Origin of the sequence: Pseudomonas extremorientalis (assembly GCF_024584605.1) — a bacterium.
In the GTDB taxonomy this organism is placed as follows: domain Bacteria; phylum Pseudomonadota; class Gammaproteobacteria; order Pseudomonadales; family Pseudomonadaceae; genus Aquipseudomonas; species Aquipseudomonas extremorientalis.
In genome coordinates this window covers 399,264-416,125 of sequence record NZ_CP089519.1, presented here as the reverse complement: position 1 = coordinate 416,125, position 16,862 = coordinate 399,264, and the positions used below count along the sequence as shown (strand labels likewise).

Sequence of the window (16,862 nt, the reverse complement as noted above, 5' to 3'; positions counted from 1 at the left end):
ATCGGGGGCAAGCCCCCTCCCACACTTGAAAGTGTTCACAGTTCAAAATGTGGGAGGGGGCTTGCCCCCGATAGGGTCGGCACAGTCACCACAAAACCTGCAGGCATAAAAAAACGCCCCCGGCCTTTCGACCGGGGGCGTTTTTCATTCAGCCTGAGTTAACTCAGTTCTTGGCTTTCTTGGCAGCGCGGGTACGCTCGCCTTCGTCCAGGATCTTCTTACGCAGGCGGATCGACTTAGGCGTGACCTCACACAGCTCGTCGTCCTGGATGAATTCCAGGGCCTGTTCCAGGGTGAAGCGAACAGGTGGAACCAGGGCGATGGTTTCGTCTTTACCCGAAGCACGCATGTTGTCGAGCTTCTTGCCTTTGGTTGGGTTGACGCCCATGTCGTTGTCACGGCTGTTCAGACCAACGATCTGACCGTTGTAGATCTCTTGACCGTGCTCAACGAACAGCTTGCCACGCGCCTGGAGGGTTTCCAGGGAGTAGGTCAGTGCCTTGCCGGTTTCTACCGAGACCAGAACACCGTTCTGACGGCCGGACATGTCGCCGGACTTCATGGTGTCGTAGCGATCGAAGATCGAGGTCAGGATGCCAGCACCGTTGGTCAGGGTCAGGAACTGGTTACGGAAACCGATCAGACCGCGAGCAGGGATGTTGTATTCCAGACGCACACGGCCTTTGCCATCCGGCACCATGTTGGTCAGGTCGCCTTTACGCAGGCCCATCTCTTCCATGACCTTGCCCTGGGATTCTTCAGGGGTGTCGATGGTGACGTTTTCGAACGGTTCCTGCTTCACGCCGTCAACTTGACGGATGATCACTTCAGGACGACCAACGCCCATTTCGAAGCCTTCGCGACGCATGGTTTCGATCAGTACCGAGAGGTGCAGCTCACCACGGCCGGAAACCTTGAACTTGTCAGCCGAGTCGCCTTCTTCAACGCGCAGGGCAACGTTGTACAGCAGCTCTTTGTCCAGACGCTCCTTGATGTTACGGGAGGTCACGAACTTGCCTTCTTTACCGCAGAAAGGCGAGTCGTTTACCTGGAAGGTCATGGAAACGGTTGGCTCGTCAACGGTCAGAGGCTTCATCGCTTCTACCGCGTCCGGGTGGCACAGGGTATCGGAGATGAACAGCGAGTCCATACCGCTGATGCACACGATGTCGCCAGCTGCAGCTTCTTCAACGTCGATGCGGTGCAGGCCGTGGTGGCCCATCAGCTTCAGGATACGACCGTTGCGCTTCTTGCCGTCGGCGCCGATAGCGACAACCGGGGTGTTCGGCTTGACGCGACCACGGGCGATACGGCCAACGCCGATAACACCCAGGAAGCTGTTGTAGTCCAGTGCCGAGATCTGCATCTGGAACGGACCGTCACGGTCAACAGCCGGCGCAGGTACGTTGTCGACGATCGACTGGTACAGCGGGGTCATGTCTTCAGCCATGTCGGTGTGGTCCAGACCGGCAATACCGTTCAGGGCCGAGGCGTAGACGACTTTGAAGTCCAGCTGTTCTTCGGTGGCACCCAGGTTGTCGAACAGGTCGAAGATCTGGTCCAGAACCCAGTCCGGACGCGCGCCTGGACGGTCAACCTTGTTGATGCACACGATCGGACGCAAGCCGGCTTCGAAGGCCTTCTTGGTCACGAAACGGGTTTGCGGCATAGGGCCGTCTTGAGCGTCAACCAGCAGCAGAACGGAGTCCACCATCGACATTACGCGTTCTACTTCGCCGCCGAAGTCGGCGTGGCCCGGGGTGTCCACGATGTTGATGTGGTAGCCGTTCCAGTTGATGGCGGTGTTTTTCGCCAGGATGGTAATACCGCGCTCTTTTTCCTGGTCGTTGGAGTCCATCACGCGCTCGTCGTTGAGCTCGTTGCGCTCCAGGGTGCCGGACTGACGCAGGAGTTTGTCTACCAGGGTGGTTTTACCATGGTCAACGTGAGCAATGATGGCGATGTTACGTAGATTTTCGATCACTTGTGTATCTCGATCAGAGGATTCGGTGTGCTGACAGGTCGTGGCAGCGATTAACAGTAGAGTCAGGCCTTGCCGTTACAGCTTGACGGCAGAGTCGGGGGGCCGGTGACGCAGGCCACAGGCAAACAGCCCCGGGCTCTTAGCTCGGTCGATAAACGCGCACATTGGCATGCCCCTCACTGAGCAAATGGTGGGCATGCAGGCGACTCATCACGCCTTTGTCGCAATACAGCAGGTACTGACGGCTGTTATCCAGTTCCTTGAAACGCGCGTTCAATGCATAGAACGGCAGCGTTTGTACGTCGATGCCGGCGATTTCCAGCGGCTCATCCTCAGCGGCATCCGGGTGACGGATGTCGATGACGATCTGGCCGGCCAGGGCTTCGCTGACTTCTTCGATCTTGATGTCCTGGCCCAGCTCGTCGATGACACGATCGATCGGGACCAGTTTGGCGTTCTCGAGCGCACGCTCCAGAATCGCCATGTCGAATTCTTTCTCTTCATGCTCCACGCGGTGACGCTTGGCGTGGGTCTTGGGGTTCACCGAGATGACCCCGCAGTACTCGGGCATGTGCTTGGCAAAATCGGCGGTGCCGATCTGCTCTGCCAGGTCGATGATGTCCTGCTTGTGGCTGGCGATCAGTGGGCGCAGTACCAGCTTCTCGGTAACACAATCGATGATCGACAGGTTCGGCAGCGTCTGGCTCGATACCTGGGAGATCGCTTCACCGGTGACCAGCGCGTCGATCTGCAACTGGTCGGCGATCCGCGAGGCCGCGCGCAACATCATACGCTTCAATACCACGCCCATATGACTGTTATCGACTTTGCCGAGAATTTCGCCCAGCACTTCCTCGAACGGTACGCTCACAAATAGCACGCGTTGGGAGCTGCCGTACTTCTTCCAGATAAAGTGCGCAACTTCCATCACGCCCAATTCGTGTGCACGCCCGCCCAAGTTAAAGAAGCAGAAATGGCTCATGAGGCCGCGACGCATGATCTGGTAGGCCGCCACCGTGGAATCGAAACCGCCGGACATCAGTACCAGGGTCTGTTCCAGAGCGCCCAGCGGGTAGCCGCCGATGCTGTTGTGCTGGCTGTGGATCACAAACAACCGTTGGTCGCGAATTTCCATGCGCACTTCAATTTGCGGTGCTTTCAGGGAAATTCCGGCAGCGCCGCACTCGCGACGCAGCTTGCTGCCGACATATTTCTCGACGTCCATGGAGCTGAAGCTGTGCTTGCCGGCACGCTTGCAGCGCACCGAAAAGATCTTGCCGGTAAGCGAGTCGCCGTAGTGCTGTTTGCACTTCTCGGTGATGTCGTCGAAGTCGCCCAGCGGGTACTCATCCACCTGCAGGAAGTGCGCGATGCCCGGCATGCAGCTCAGGCGCTCGGTCATGTCCTTCAAGGCTTTGGGCTCGGTGACACGGGTTTCCAGCTCGAGATTGTCCCACACGCCGTTCACCACCACAGCCGGGTCCAGATCGCGGAGCACGGCACGGATGTTCTTGGCCAACTGACGGATGAAACGCGTCCGTACCGGTCGGCTTTTGATGGTGATCTCGGGGAAGACTTTAACGATTAATTTCATGGAAACAGCGCGCGCCGGGCCTGCTGAAAAAGGGGGGCGCGGATTATAGCGGAAATCGCTCAAGGTTTAACCAGTTAATATGCACAGCAGGCGCAACGCACTAAATAGGTGCGCTTGCGCGCCTTTGCGCTACATTGAGGTGCGCTATTTTCGGGCTTTTGTCGTAATGCACCGTTATAGGGGCGTTTTTGGAACAGAAAACCCATGTTGGCGCACTGGCATGCAATTTGCTCTCTTGTGAGGCAGGTTGCCATGGCGGAGTATCCGCGCCGGCATCACCCACATTCTAAGGGCTAACTCCACTACCCCAGCCCGAAGCCACCCGGAGGACACTATGTCGAAGTCGGTTCAACTCATCAAAGATCATGACGTTAAATGGATTGATCTGCGCTTCACGGACACCAAAGGCACTCAGCACCACGTGACCATGCCGGCTCGCGACGCGCTGGATGATGCTTTCTTCGAAGAAGGCAAAATGTTCGACGGTTCCTCCATCGCTGGCTGGAAAGGCATCGAAGCTTCCGACATGATCCTGATGCCGGACGACAGCACTGCTGTTCTCGACCCGTTCACCGAAGACCCAACCCTGATCATCGTCTGTGACGTGATCGAGCCTTCGACCATGCAAGGCTACGACCGCGACCCACGTGCGATCGCCAAGCGTGCCGAGGAATACCTGAAGTCCACCGGTATCGGCGACACCGTATTCGTAGGCCCGGAGCCAGAATTCTTCATCTTTGATTCGGTCAAGTTCAAGTCCGACATTTCCGGCTCCATGTTCAAGATCTTCTCCGAACAAGGCTCCTGGATGTCCGACCAGGACGTGGAAGGCGGCAACAAAGGCCACCGTCCAGGCGTCAAGGGAGGCTACTTCCCGGTTCCGCCATTCGACCACGACCACGAAATCCGTACCTCCATGTGCAACGCCATGGAAGAAATGGGCCTGGTCATCGAAGTGCACCACCACGAAGTGGCCACTGCCGGCCAGAACGAAATCGGTGTGAAGTTCAACACCCTGGTCGCCAAGGCTGACGAAGTACAGACCCTGAAGTACTGCGTACACAACGTGGCTGATGCCTACGGCCGTACCGCGACCTTCATGCCTAAGCCACTGTACGGCGATAACGGTTCGGGTATGCACGTTCACCTGTCCATCGCCAAAGAAGGCAAGAACACCTTCGCTGGCGAAGGTTACGCCGGCCTGTCCGACACTGCCCTGTACTTCATCGGCGGTATCATCAAGCACGGTAAGGCCCTGAACGGCTTCACCAACCCGTCGACCAACTCCTACAAGCGTCTGGTCCCAGGTTTCGAAGCTCCGGTAATGCTGGCCTACTCCGCTCGCAACCGTTCCGCCTCGATCCGTATTCCTTACGTGTCCAGCCCACGTGCTCGCCGTATCGAAGCGCGCTTCCCGGATCCGGCAGCCAACCCATACCTGGCCTTCGCGGCGCTGGTCATGGCCGGTCTGGACGGTATCCAGAACAAGATCCACCCTGGCGACGCCGCCGACAAAAACTTGTACGACCTGCCGCCTGAAGAGGCCAAAGAGATCCCACAAGTGTGCGGCAGCCTGAAAGAAGCCCTGGAAGAGCTGGACAAGGGCCGTGCGTTCCTGACCAAAGGTGGCGTATTCAGCGACGACTTCATCGATGCCTACATCGAGCTGAAAAGCGAAGAAGAAATCAAGGTTCGCACCTTCGTACACCCACTGGAATACGAGCTGTACTACAGCTGCTGATCCGGTAGCGCTGCTTAACGTGGCGTGACGAAAAAGACCTCCTTCGGGAGGTCTTTTTTTTGCCTGGGGTTTAGCTGGCCGGCGGATTCTCGCGTAACTATAAGGTAGCCTCTGACTGACGCTGCTGTAGACCTGCAAACCCAATCAAAAAGGTGGGAAGGGGCTTGCCCCTCCCACAAGGAGATCTTCATTGAAACATAGACTTGTGTTCGCCCTGTTGTTCGCAAGTGCCAGTGCCAGTGCCAGTGCCGCGCCGCCCACCCTGGAGCCGCTGCTCAACAGCATCGCCGAACGCCTGGAGATCGCCGACCAGGTCGCCCTGAGCAAATGGGACAGCAAAAAGCCGGTAGAAGATAAAAAGCGCGAACAAGAGGTGATCGCCAGCGTCGTCGCCCAGGCGCCAAGCTACAAGCTGGCCCCGGCCGCCGCCGAGCAGTTCTTTTCGGCGCAGATCGAGGCGAACAAGCTGGTGCAGTACACCCACCTCTCCGACTGGCAGTTCCAGGGCAAGGCACCCGACGACCCGCGTCCGGACCTGGTGAAGCAAATCCGCCCGCAGTTGGACGAGTTGCAAAAGCGTCTGTTGCAGCAACTTGCCGACTTCACCCCGCAGCGCACTGACCCGCAGTGTCCGCAGTGGTTGGCCGAGGCCGTGCATGAGCCGCTGAACGATCCGTTGCGTCAACTGGCAATGATCCGCGCCACCGCCGAGGTGTGTATCACCCCCGCCTCTTGATTTTTGCCTTTCTGAACACACCCCAGCAAATCGCACTATATTGGTGCGATAGGCTGCACCCTTCCCACTTGCCCAGCCCATTTTGGTTCGAAACTTCCCGTGCAAGCTGGCAGAACGCCACAGTTTCGCGCCTGAAACACCCATTTCAGGGCTTTCACGCTTCTTTTCGGAGCCTTGGTTTGGTTTTTGCATTTTCCATGTATCAGCGTGTGCCTCAAGCCCGCGCCTTGCTCCAAAAGAGGTCCTGATGACCATCAGCGATGCACTGCACCGTTTGCTACTCGACAACCTGACCACCGCGACCATCCTGCTCAATGACGACTTGCGTCTTGAGTACATGAATCCGGCGGCGGAGATGCTCCTGGCCATCAGCGGCCAGCGCAGCCATGGGCAGTTCATCAGCGAATTGTTCACCGAGTCGGCCGAAGCCCTGAGTTCGTTGCGCCAGGCGGTGGAGCAGGCACACCCGTTCACCAAACGTGAAGCGATGCTCACCGCCCTCACCGGCCAGACGCTGACCGTCGACTATGCCGTGACCCCCATTCTGAGCAACGGCGCGACGTTGCTGCTGCTGGAAGTACACCCGCGCGATCGCCTGCTGCGCATCACCAAGGAGGAAGCGCAGCTGTCCAAGCAGGAAACCAGCAAGATGCTGGTGCGCGGCCTGGCCCATGAGATCAAGAACCCACTGGGCGGCATTCGCGGTGCGGCGCAGTTGCTGGCCCGTGAGCTGCCGGAGGAACACCTCAAGGACTACACCAACGTCATCATCGAGGAGGCCGATCGCCTGCGTAACCTGGTGGACCGCATGCTCGGCTCCAACAAGTTGCCGTCCCTGGCGATGACCAATGTGCACGAAGTGCTCGAGCGCGTCTGCCAACTGGTCGAGGCCGAAAGCCAGGGCTGCATCACCTTGGTGCGTGACTACGATCCGAGCATTCCTGACGTTCTGATCGACCGCGAACAGATGATCCAGGCAGTGCTCAACATCGTGCGCAATGCCATGCAGGCCATCAGCAGCCAGAATGAGCTGCGCCTGGGTCGCATCAGCCTGCGCACCCGCGCCCTGCGCCAGTTCACCATCGGCCACGTACGCCATCGCCTGGTGACCAAGGTCGAAATCATCGACAACGGCCCGGGCATTCCTGCGGAACTCCAGGAAACCATTTTTTTTCCCATGGTCAGCGGCCGCCCGGACGGTACCGGGCTGGGCCTGGCCATCACCCAGAACATCATCAGCCAGCACCAGGGTCTGATCGAATGTGAAAGCCATCCCGGCCACACCACGTTCTCGATCTTTCTGCCTCTGGAACAAGGAGCCCCATCGACATGAGCCGTAGTGAAACTGTCTGGATCGTCGATGACGACCGTTCTATCCGCTGGGTCCTCGAGAAAGCCTTGCAACAGGAAGGCATGACCACCCAGAGCTTCGACAGCGCCGACGGGGTGATGAGCCGCCTGGCGCGCCAGCAGCCCGATGTGATCATCTCCGACATCCGCATGCCCGGCGCCAGTGGCCTGGACTTGCTGGCGCGGATTCGCGAGCAGCACCCGCGCCTGCCAGTGATCATCATGACCGCGCACTCGGACCTGGACAGCGCTGTCGCGTCCTACCAGGGCGGTGCCTTTGAGTACCTGCCCAAGCCGTTCGACGTGGACGAGGCGGTGGCACTGGTCAAGCGCGCCAACCAGCACGCCCAGGAACAGCAGAACCAGGAAGCCCCACCGGCCCTGACCCGCACTCCGGAAATCATCGGCGAAGCGCCGGCGATGCAGGAAGTGTTTCGCGCCATCGGGCGCTTGAGCCACTCCAACATCACCGTGCTGATCAACGGCGAATCCGGCACCGGTAAAGAGCTTGTCGCTCATGCACTGCACCGCCACAGCCCACGGGCCGCCTCGCCGTTCATCGCGCTGAACATGGCGGCGATTCCCAAGGACTTGATGGAATCCGAGCTGTTCGGCCATGAAAAAGGCGCGTTCACCGGCGCGGCCAACCTGCGGCGCGGGCGTTTTGAACAGGCTGACGGCGGTACCTTGTTCCTCGATGAAATCGGCGACATGCCGGCCGATACCCAGACCCGCCTGCTGCGGGTACTGGCTGACGGTGAGTTCTATCGCGTTGGTGGGCACACGCCGGTCAAGGTCGACGTACGCATCATTGCGGCAACCCACCAGAACCTGGAAACCCTGGTACACGCCGGCAAATTCCGTGAGGACTTGTTCCATCGCCTCAACGTGATCCGTATCCACATTCCACGTATGTCGGACCGTCGCGAAGACATCCCGACCCTCGCCCGTCACTTCCTCAGCCGCGCCGCCCAGGAACTGGCCGTCGAGCCGAAGCTGCTGAAAAGCGAGACCGAGGAGTACCTGAAGAACCTGCCATGGCCGGGCAACGTGCGCCAGCTGGAGAACACCTGCCGCTGGATCACCGTGATGGCGTCCGGGCGCGAAGTGCATATCAGCGACCTGCCACCGGAGCTGCTGAGCCTGCCGCAAGACTCTGCGCCAGTAACCAACTGGGAACAGGCGCTGCGCCAGTGGGCCGACCAGGCCCTGGCACGCGGCCAGTCGAGCCTGCTGGACAGCGCCGTGCCGGCGTTTGAGCGGATCATGATCGAGACCGCGTTGAAACACACCGCCGGTCGCCGTCGCGATGCCGCCGTGTTGCTGGGCTGGGGCCGCAATACCCTGACGCGCAAGATCAAGGAACTGGGGATGAAGGTCGACGGGGGGGATGATGACGAGGGTGATGAAACCTGAATCTCGGATCCACTCAAGACCCAATGTGGGAGAGGGCTTGCCCCCTCCCACATTTGGACCTCTACAAGGCTCCAGCACCGTGCACCGCTTCAATGCACCATGAACCGGCATCGGGCACGGATCTGGTAGCGAAAGCCAGAGCCTCACTCAATAAAACCCGCGAACCGAAAACACCAAAGCCCCGTATTCCGGGGCTTTGCGCTTTCTGGAGAAATTTTTTGGCCCACATTGCGAATTTTGGCACGCGCCCTGCAACAACCCTGTTACTACCCAGTTTCGGGGACCTTGGTACAGGCAGGCCGAGAATCCCCTCTTTACACCCGGGGTGCTTGATGCGAATCGCGTCGCGCTCCACACCGCTTTGGGGAACCTCGGTACAGGCAGGCCGGGGATTCCCTCTTTAACACCGAAGCTTTGCAAGCTTCACCCCGTTTTGGGAGCCCTGGTACAGGCAGGCCGGGAACTCCCTCTTTTATTCCTCCTGGAGATGGATCTCCAGCCGCCAACGGCCATCGGCCTTCTCGCCCTTCCACTCCCCACGCAACGGTCGCGCCGCCACCAGGTTCAGCAGCAGGCCGCCATCGGTCTTGCGTACGCGCCAGTTCACATCCTTGTCATTGACCTTGAGCCGTCCACTCGCGGCCTTGCCCTGGGCGTCGAACAACAGCGCCACAGTGCCGTCGACGTGCTCGCCGTGCAACTTGGGTTCGCCGTTGAACCACACCACCACGCCGTCCCTCGCGGTCTCGACCTGTTGCAGTTCGACCGGCTCCGGGGTGGTCAGGCGACCGATCATCAGGCCGACCATCATGCCGACAATCGCCAAAGAGCCCATGACCCTCGGCATAAGCTTCGGCCTCGGGTCCTCTTCGAGGGTAGAATGCAGCGCATCTTTGCCTTCGGAGCCGTGCATGTTTCACGTCATCCTTTTTCAACCAGAAATTCCGCCGAATACCGGCAACGTTATCAGGCTGTGCGCCAACAGTGGCTGCCACCTGCATTTGATCGAACCGCTGGGCTTCGACATGGACGACAAGCGCCTGCGCCGTGCCGGGCTGGATTACCACGAGTACGCCACGCTCAAACGCCACGCCGACCTGGCCAGTTGCCTGGAAAGCCTGGGCCACCCACGGCTGTTCGCGTTCACCACCAAGGGGTCGCGGCCGTTCCATGATGCCAGCTTTGCCGAGGGCGATGCGTTCCTGTTCGGCCCGGAAAGCCGGGGCCTGCCGGCCGAGGTGCTCGACGCCCTGCCCGACGGCCATCGCCTGCGTTTGCCGATGCGCGAGGGCTGCCGCAGCCTGAACCTGTCCAACACCGTGGCCGTCGCCGTCTACGAAGGCTGGCGCCAGCTCGGCTTCAAATAACACACATAACAAATGTGGGAGGGGGCTTGCCCCCGATGACGGAGTGTCAGTCGACATCTATGTGACTGATCCACCGCTATCGGGGCAAGCCCCCTCCCACATGGGGTCCTGCACCGGGTTCGAGATTACTGAACCGTCGACGAACCTTCCTGTTGCATGCGCTGCAGCTCTTGCGCGTACAGGGCATCGAAGTTCACCGGAGCCAGCATCAGCGCAGGGAACGAGCCACGGGTGACCAGGCTGTCCAGGGTCTCACGGGCATACGGGAACAGGATGTTCGGGCAGAACGCGCCCAGGGTGTGGCTCATGGACGCTTCGTCCAGGCCCTGGATCAGGAAGATACCGGCCTGTTGCACTTCAGCGATGAAGGCCACTTCTTCGCCATTCTTGACGGTCACGGACAGGGTCAGCACGACTTCGTGGAAGTCGCCTTCCAGTGCCTTCTGGCGGGTGTTCAGGTCCAGCGCAACGCTTGGGGTCCATTCCTGACGGAAGATGGCCGGGCTTTTCGGCGCTTCGAACGACAGGTCACGCACGTAGATGCGCTGCAGCGAGAACTGTGGCGCTTGGGCTTCTGCAGCTTCGGTGTTCTGTTGGTCAGTCATCGCAGATCCTTGTGATCTTGAGGTCTTTTAGGGTTTAGGAGTCAGACGAGCAGCAGCGCATCCAGTTTACCGGCGCGCTCCAGGGCGAACAGGTCGTCGCAGCCACCGATGTGCCTGGCGCCGATCCAGATCTGCGGCACGGACGTGCGCCCCGCCTTCTGGGCCATTTCGGCGCGCACTTGCGGTTTGCCGTCGACCTTGATTTCTTCGAAGGCAACACCCTTCTTCTCAAGCAGGGCCTTGGCCCGCATGCAGTAAGGGCACCAATCGCTGGAATACACGACAACCTGGCTCATATCACTTCACCAGCGGCAGGTTATCGGCGCGCCAGCTGCTGATGCCACCGGACAATTTGGCGGCGGTGAAACCGGTCTTGAGCATTTCGCGGGCGTGGGTGCCGGCGTGCTGGCCTTGGGCGTCGACCAGGATGATGGTCTTGGCCTTGTGCTTTTCCAGCTCGGCCAGGCGCGCGATCAGCTTGTCCTGAGGAATGTTCAGGGCGCCGACGATATGACCGGTGGCGAAATCCTTGGCCGGACGAATGTCCACGACAACGGCCTCATCCTTGTTGACCAGCGCGGTCAGCTCCGCCGTGCTCAGGCTGCGGCCACCGCGGCTCAATTCATGAGCGATCAGCAGCGCCAGCAGGATGACGAAGGCACCCACGAGCAGGTAGTGGGCAGTGGCAAATGCAATCAGGTGATCAACCATCAAGGAGGTTCCAGGGCGTTAAAATGGCGGTAAGTATACACAGCCGCCAGGGGGGGCCAACCCCCGTAAAGCGGTGACGTGGTCGGAACTTCGCTTTAAACTGCCACTCCCTTTTCAATTGTCTTCCTTTATTACCGCCGCGAGAGGATCTATGACTACAACGCCTAAACCTTTGGTCCTGATAATTCTCGATGGCTTCGGACACAGTGAAAGCCACCACGACAACGCGGTATACGCGGCCAACAAGCCTGTCCTCGACCGCCTGACCGCCACCGTACCCAACGGCCTCATCTCCGGCTCGGGCATGGACGTGGGCCTGCCGGACGGCCAGATGGGCAACTCGGAAGTCGGCCACATGAACCTCGGCGCCGGACGAGTGGTGTATCAAGACTTCACACGCGTGACCAAAGCGATCCGCGATGGCGAGTTTTTCGAGAACCCGACGATTCGCGCGGCGGTAGATAAAGCAGTGGCTGCCGGCAAGGCCGTGCACTTCATGGGCCTGTTGTCCGATGGCGGCGTCCACAGCCACCAGGACCACCTGGTCGCCATGGCCGAACTGGCCTTCAAGCGCGGCGCCGACAAGATCTACCTGCATGCCTTCCTCGACGGCCGCGACACCCCGCCGAAAAGCGCGCAATCGTCCATCGAACTGCTCGACACCACCTTCGCCGCCCTCGGCAAGGGCCGCATCGCCAGCCTGGTGGGCCGTTACTTCGCCATGGACCGTGACAACCGCTGGGACCGCGTCTCCCAGGCTTACAACCTGATCGTCGACGGCCAGGCCGAATTCAACGCCGCCACCGCCCAGGAAGGCCTGGAAGCCGCCTACGCCCGTGGCGAAAGCGACGAGTTCGTCAAAGCCACCACCATCGGCGAGCCAGTGAAGGTCGAAGACGGCGACGCCGTGGTGTTCATGAACTTCCGCGCCGACCGCGCCCGTGAGCTCAGCCGTGTGTTTGTCGAAGACGGCTTCAAGGAATTCGAGCGCGCCCGCCAGCCAAAAGTGCAGTACGTGGGCCTGACCCAATACGCCGCCAGCATCCCGGCCCCCGCCGCCTTTGCCCCGGGCAGCCTGGACAACGTGCTGGGCGATTACCTGGCAAAAAATGGCAAGACCCAGCTACGCATTGCCGAAACCGAAAAATACGCCCACGTAACCTTCTTCTTCTCCGGTGGTCGCGAAGAGCCGTTCCCGGGTGAAGAGCGCATCCTGATCCCATCACCAAAGGTCGCCACCTACGACCTGCAGCCGGAGATGAGCGCGCCGGAAGTCACCGACAAGATCGTCGACGCCATTGACCACCAGCGTTACGACGTGATCGTAGTCAACTACGCCAACGGCGACATGGTGGGCCACAGCGGCAACCTGGAAGCTGCGACCAAGGCCGTGGAATGCCTGGACCTGTGCGTCGGCCGTATCGTCGACGCCCTGGAAAAGGTGGGCGGCGAAGCGCTGATCACGGCCGATCACGGCAACTGCGAGCAGATGTCCGACGAATCCACCGGCCAGGCCCACACTGCTCACACGACCGAACCGGTGCCGTTCATCTACGTCGGCAAGCGTGATTTCAAGGTGCGTAGCGGTGGCGTGCTGGCGGATGTGGCGCCGACCATGTTGATGCTGATGGGGCTGGAGAAGCCGGTGGAGATGACCGGGACTTCGATTCTGATTTGATTTCAACCACACCGCGCAACAGCGTGGGAGGGGGCTTGCCCCCGATAGCAGTGGATCAGCCAGCACCTATTGAGCTGACACACTGCAATCGGGGGGGCAAGCCCCCTCCCACATTGGATCTGCGGTGTTTGGAACATGTCTTTTTGCCATACCACTGCCACTCGGCACCTATCTTGCGCTACAGCCCGAATTGGGCGTTTTTTTTGCCGCGCTTGGCGGGCATACTAGGCCGTCCATTTCCCTGGTGTCGCCCGCCTCTATGCTTCGCGCCTTGATTACCCTTGCTCTTGTCTGCCTGCTCCAACCGGCGTTTGCCGACGAGCGCGCACAAACCCAACAACAGTTGGACGCTACGCGTCAGGACATTACCGAGCTGAAGAAACTGCTCGGCAAGCTCCAGGAAGAGAAATCCGGAGTGCAGAAAGACCTGCGCGGTACGGAAACCGAGATGGGCAAGCTGGAGAAGCAGGTCCAGGAGCTACAAAAAGAATTAAAGAAGAGCGAGTCGGAACTGGAGCGACTCGACGCTGAGAAAAAAAAACTCCAGAGCGCACGCGTTGAACAGCAACGCCTGATCGCGATCCAGGCCCGTGCCGCCTACCAGAACGGCCGCCAGGAATACCTCAAGCTGCTGCTCAACCAGCAGAACCCCGAGAAATTCGCGCGCACCCTCACCTACTACGACTACCTGAGCAAGGCCCGGCTGGAGCAACTTAAAAGCTTCAACGAAACCCTGCGCCAGTTGGTCAACGTCGAACAGGAGATCGCCAACCAGCAGTCGCAGCTGGAAGACCAGAAAAGCGCCCTCAACACCCAGCGCGACGAGCTGGACAAGGTTCGCAAGGAGCGCCAACTGGCCCTGGCCAAGCTCAATGAGGATGTGAAGGCCCGCGACGCCAAGCTCCAGGCCCGCGAGCAGGACCAGGCCGACTTGGCCAAAGTGCTTAAAACCATCGAGGAAACCCTGGCACGCCAGGCACGCGAGGCCGAAGAAGCGCGGCAGAAAGCGCTGATCGCCCAGCAGGAAGCCGAAAAAAAGCGCCAGCGTGAGGCCGAGCTGGCCGCCACTACGGATGCGCCGGCACCGCGTAAACCGGCGCATTCAGCGCCTGGCCCGCTGGTTTCCAGCGCCGGCGAGTCGTTCGGTGGGCCTTTTGCTTCGGCCCGCGGCAAACTTCCATGGCCAGTTGATGGTCGATTACTGGCACGCTTCGGGGAAACCCGTGGCGATGACACCCGCGCCAAGTGGGATGGGGTGATGATCAGCGCCTCCGCCGGCAGCCAGGTCCACGCCGTTCATGGCGGGCGTGTGGTGTTTGCCGATTGGCTGCGGGGCGCCGGTTTGCTGGTGATTCTCGACCACGGCAATGGCTATTTGAGCCTTTACGGCCACAATCAGACATTACTCAAGTCGGCAGGTGATGTTGTAAAAGCCGGTGAATCCATCTCCACTGTGGGTAACAGTGGTGGCCAGGACACTCCGGCGCTGTACTTCGCTATTCGTCAGCAGGGTCGCCCGAGCGATCCCGCACAATGGTGCCGCTCCCAAGGATAGGGGCGCATCTACATTAGGAGTTCGTTCGACATGCTGCATTTGTCCCGCCTCACTTCGCTGGCCCTGACGATCGCCCTGGTGATCGGCGCGCCCCTGGCTTTCGCCGACCAGGCTGCCCCGGCCAGCACGGCCGCGACCACCAAGGCGCCGCTGCCGCTGGACGAGCTGCGCACCTTTGCCGAGGTCATGGACCGGATCAAGGCCGCTTATGTCGAACCTGTAGACGACAAGACCCTGCTGGAAAATGCCATCAAGGGCATGCTCAGCAACCTCGACCCGCACTCCGCCTACCTGGGACCGGAAGATTTTGCCGAGCTGCAGGAAAGCACCAGCGGCGAATTCGGCGGCCTGGGCATCGAAGTCGGCTCCGAAGACGGCAACATCAAGGTGGTCTCGCCGATCGACGACACCCCGGCGTCCAAGGCCGGCATCCAGGCCGGCGACTTCATCGTCAAGATCAACGGCCAGCCGACCCGTGGCCAGACCATGACCGAAGCCGTCGACAAGATGCGCGGCAAGATCGGCCAGAAAATCACCCTGACCCTGGTACGCGACGGCGGCAACCCGTTCGACGTGACGCTGACCCGGGCGACCATTGTGGTCAAGAGCGTGAAGAGCCAGCTGCTGGAGTCGGGCTACGGCTACATCCGCATCACCCAATTCCAGGTCAAGACCGGCGACGAAGTGGCCAAGGCCCTGGCCAAGCTGCGCAAGGACAACGGCAAGAAGCTCAGCGGTATCGTGCTCGACCTGCGCAACAACCCGGGCGGCGTGCTGCAGTCGGCAGTGGAAGTGGTCGACCACTTCATCACCAAGGGCCTGATCGTGTACACCAAGGGCCGCATTGCCAACTCCGAACTGCGCTTCTCGGCAACGGGCAACGACCTCAGCGAAAACGTCCCGTTGGCCGTGCTGATCAACGGCGGCAGCGCCTCGGCGTCGGAGATCGTCGCCGGCGCCCTGCAAGACCAGAAGCGCGGCGTGCTGATGGGTACCACCAGTTTCGGCAAAGGCTCGGTGCAAACCGTGTTGCCGCTGAACAACGAACGTGCGCTGAAGATCACCACGGCGCTGTACTACACGCCAAATGGTCGCTCGATCCAGGCCCAGGGCATCGTGCCGGACATCGAGGTGCGCAAAGCCAAGATCACCAACGAGATCGACAGCGAGTACTACAAAGAAGCGGACCTGCAAGGCCACCTGGGCAATGGCAACGGCGGCGCCGACCAGCCCACCGGCAGCGGCAAGAAAGCCAAGCCGATGCCACAGGACGATGACTACCAGCTGGCCCAGGCGCTGAGCCTGCTCAAGGGCTTGAGCATTACGCGCAGCCGTTGATATGCGTTTTGCCCTGATCATCGCCGTGCTGTGCAGCCTGGCCGGAGTCGCCCATGCGACCCCGGCCAACGAGCCCAACAAAGCCTACCTGACCCTTATCATCGACGACCTCGGGCAAAATCTGCCCAGGGATCGTCGCGTGCTGGCCCTGCCCGGGCCGGTGACCACGGCGATCATGCCCGACACGCCCCACGCCGCCGAATTCGCCCGCGAAGCCCACAAGGCCGGCAAGATCGTGATCCTGCACATGCCCATGGACCCGGCCACCGGCCCGTTCGCCTGGCACCCGGAGCTGCCCATCGAGGAACTCGGCAGGCGCCTGGACGCTGCCTTCAAGGCAGTGCCCTACACCGCGGGCATCAACAACCACATGGGCAGCCGCATGACCGCGCAGCCCGAGGCCATGGCCTGGTTGATGGGCGAGCTGCAACGGCGCAACAAATTCTTTGTCGACAGCCGCACCAGCGCCAAGACAGTCGCCGCCGCCGAGGCGCAGAAGATCGGCCTGGCCAGCGTCTCGCGGGACGTGTTCCTGGACGACGAACGCACCGAAGCGGCAATCACCACACAGTTGCAGACCGCAATCAAACTGGCGCACAAACAGGGTTCGGCGGTGATGATCGGCCATCCTTATCCACAGACCTTGGCGGTGCTGGAGCGCGAGCTGCCCAAGCTCAAGGCCCAGGGCGTGGAGTGGATCGATATCAAGTTGATGATCAGCGTGCGCAGTAACCAGGCAATGGCCGGCCATGGCAAGAATGGCAAGTACTAGATAGCTACCGTACTG

15 protein-coding genes are annotated in these 16,862 nt (G+C 60.5%); 9 read left to right on the top strand and 6 right to left on the bottom strand.

The features are described from left to right. Window positions 1–163: 163 nt before the first annotated feature. Together typA and thiI are read right to left on the bottom strand one after the other, a co-directional pair. Entirely contained in the window at window positions 164–1,984 is a 1,821-nt protein-coding gene (gene typA / locus LUU92_RS01845; protein WP_058423717.1) for a translational GTPase TypA, read from the bottom strand. Between the two features lie 139 nt (window positions 1,985–2,123). Beyond that, window positions 2,124–3,578: a tRNA uracil 4-sulfurtransferase ThiI gene (thiI, locus tag LUU92_RS01840; RefSeq protein WP_071492415.1), complete on the bottom strand. Its 1,455-nt coding sequence runs from the start codon at window positions 3,576–3,578 to the stop codon at window positions 2,124–2,126. Window positions 3,579–3,912: 334 nt separating this feature from the next. On the opposite strand from thiI, the gene glnA reads away from it, so the two are divergent. The 4 genes from glnA (at window position 3,913) to ntrC (ending at window position 8,821) form a co-directional block, all read left to right on the top strand. Next, window positions 3,913–5,319 (top strand): glutamate--ammonia ligase, encoded by a 1,407-nt coding sequence (gene glnA / locus LUU92_RS01835; RefSeq protein WP_017529544.1) that lies wholly within the window; start codon window positions 3,913–3,915, stop codon window positions 5,317–5,319. A 190-nt stretch (window positions 5,320–5,509) separates the two neighbouring features. Beyond that, window positions 5,510–6,055 (top strand): chorismate mutase, encoded by a 546-nt coding sequence (locus tag LUU92_RS01830; protein ID WP_257103090.1) that lies wholly within the window; start codon window positions 5,510–5,512, stop codon window positions 6,053–6,055. A 247-nt stretch (window positions 6,056–6,302) separates the two neighbouring features. Further along, complete coding sequence (glnL, locus tag LUU92_RS01825) at window positions 6,303–7,388, top strand: nitrogen regulation protein NR(II) (RefSeq protein WP_056860661.1); 1,086 nt, start codon at window positions 6,303–6,305, stop codon at window positions 7,386–7,388. Next, the gene (ntrC, locus tag LUU92_RS01820) at window positions 7,385–8,821 is read left to right on the top strand and encodes a nitrogen regulation protein NR(I) (RefSeq protein ID WP_058423720.1); all 1,437 of its coding nucleotides are present in this window, start codon (window positions 7,385–7,387) and stop codon (window positions 8,819–8,821) included. The genes glnL and ntrC overlap by 4 nt, the downstream gene beginning before the upstream one ends. Before the next feature lie 472 nt (window positions 8,822–9,293). On the opposite strand, the gene LUU92_RS01815 is transcribed toward ntrC, so the two are convergent. Then, window positions 9,294–9,734 carry a hypothetical protein gene (locus tag LUU92_RS01815; protein ID WP_071492417.1) on the bottom strand — a complete coding sequence of 147 codons (441 nt, stop codon included), beginning with the start codon at window positions 9,732–9,734 and terminating at the stop codon, window positions 9,294–9,296. Here LUU92_RS01815 and LUU92_RS01810 point away from each other — a divergent pair. Next, window positions 9,733–10,188, top strand: a complete 456-nt coding sequence (locus LUU92_RS01810) for a tRNA (cytidine(34)-2'-O)-methyltransferase (RefSeq protein ID WP_003171120.1) — start codon at window positions 9,733–9,735, stop codon at window positions 10,186–10,188. The two genes, LUU92_RS01815 and LUU92_RS01810, sit on opposite strands and share 2 nt — an antisense overlap. A gap of 125 nt (window positions 10,189–10,313) precedes the next feature. Here the strand turns inward: LUU92_RS01810 and secB are convergent, their stop codons facing one another. From secB to LUU92_RS01795, 3 genes are read right to left on the bottom strand one after another with little or no spacing between them, the layout of a single operon-like run. Further along, on the bottom strand, window positions 10,314–10,793 hold the full coding sequence (gene secB / locus LUU92_RS01805) for a protein-export chaperone SecB (protein WP_010213875.1): 480 nt from the start codon (window positions 10,791–10,793) through the stop codon (window positions 10,314–10,316). Window positions 10,794–10,834: 41 nt separating this feature from the next. Beyond that, on the bottom strand, window positions 10,835–11,089 hold the full coding sequence (gene grxC / locus LUU92_RS01800) for a glutaredoxin 3 (RefSeq protein ID WP_033896917.1): 255 nt from the start codon (window positions 11,087–11,089) through the stop codon (window positions 10,835–10,837). Window position 11,090: 1 nt separating this feature from the next. Then, a complete protein-coding gene (locus LUU92_RS01795; protein ID WP_010213877.1) occupies window positions 11,091–11,504 on the bottom strand; it encodes a rhodanese-like domain-containing protein in 414 nt (137 codons plus the stop codon). Window positions 11,505–11,655: 151 nt separating this feature from the next. Between LUU92_RS01795 and gpmI the strand changes: the two genes are divergently transcribed. The 4 genes from gpmI (at window position 11,656) to LUU92_RS01775 (ending at window position 16,847) form a co-directional block, all read left to right on the top strand. After that, window positions 11,656–13,182: a 2,3-bisphosphoglycerate-independent phosphoglycerate mutase gene (gene gpmI / locus LUU92_RS01790; RefSeq protein WP_257103089.1), complete on the top strand. Its 1,527-nt coding sequence runs from the start codon at window positions 11,656–11,658 to the stop codon at window positions 13,180–13,182. 259 nt (window positions 13,183–13,441) lie between these two features. Further along, on the top strand, window positions 13,442–14,737 hold the full coding sequence (locus LUU92_RS01785) for a murein hydrolase activator EnvC family protein (protein ID WP_257103088.1): 1,296 nt from the start codon (window positions 13,442–13,444) through the stop codon (window positions 14,735–14,737). Between the two features lie 30 nt (window positions 14,738–14,767). Beyond that, on the top strand, window positions 14,768–16,075 hold the full coding sequence (locus LUU92_RS01780) for a S41 family peptidase (protein WP_071492420.1): 1,308 nt from the start codon (window positions 14,768–14,770) through the stop codon (window positions 16,073–16,075). A gap of 1 nt (window position 16,076) precedes the next feature. Beyond that, window positions 16,077–16,847, top strand: coding sequence for a divergent polysaccharide deacetylase family protein (locus LUU92_RS01775; protein ID WP_071492421.1), 771 nt, complete (start codon window positions 16,077–16,079; stop codon window positions 16,845–16,847). The last annotated feature ends 15 nt before the right edge of the window (window positions 16,848–16,862 follow it).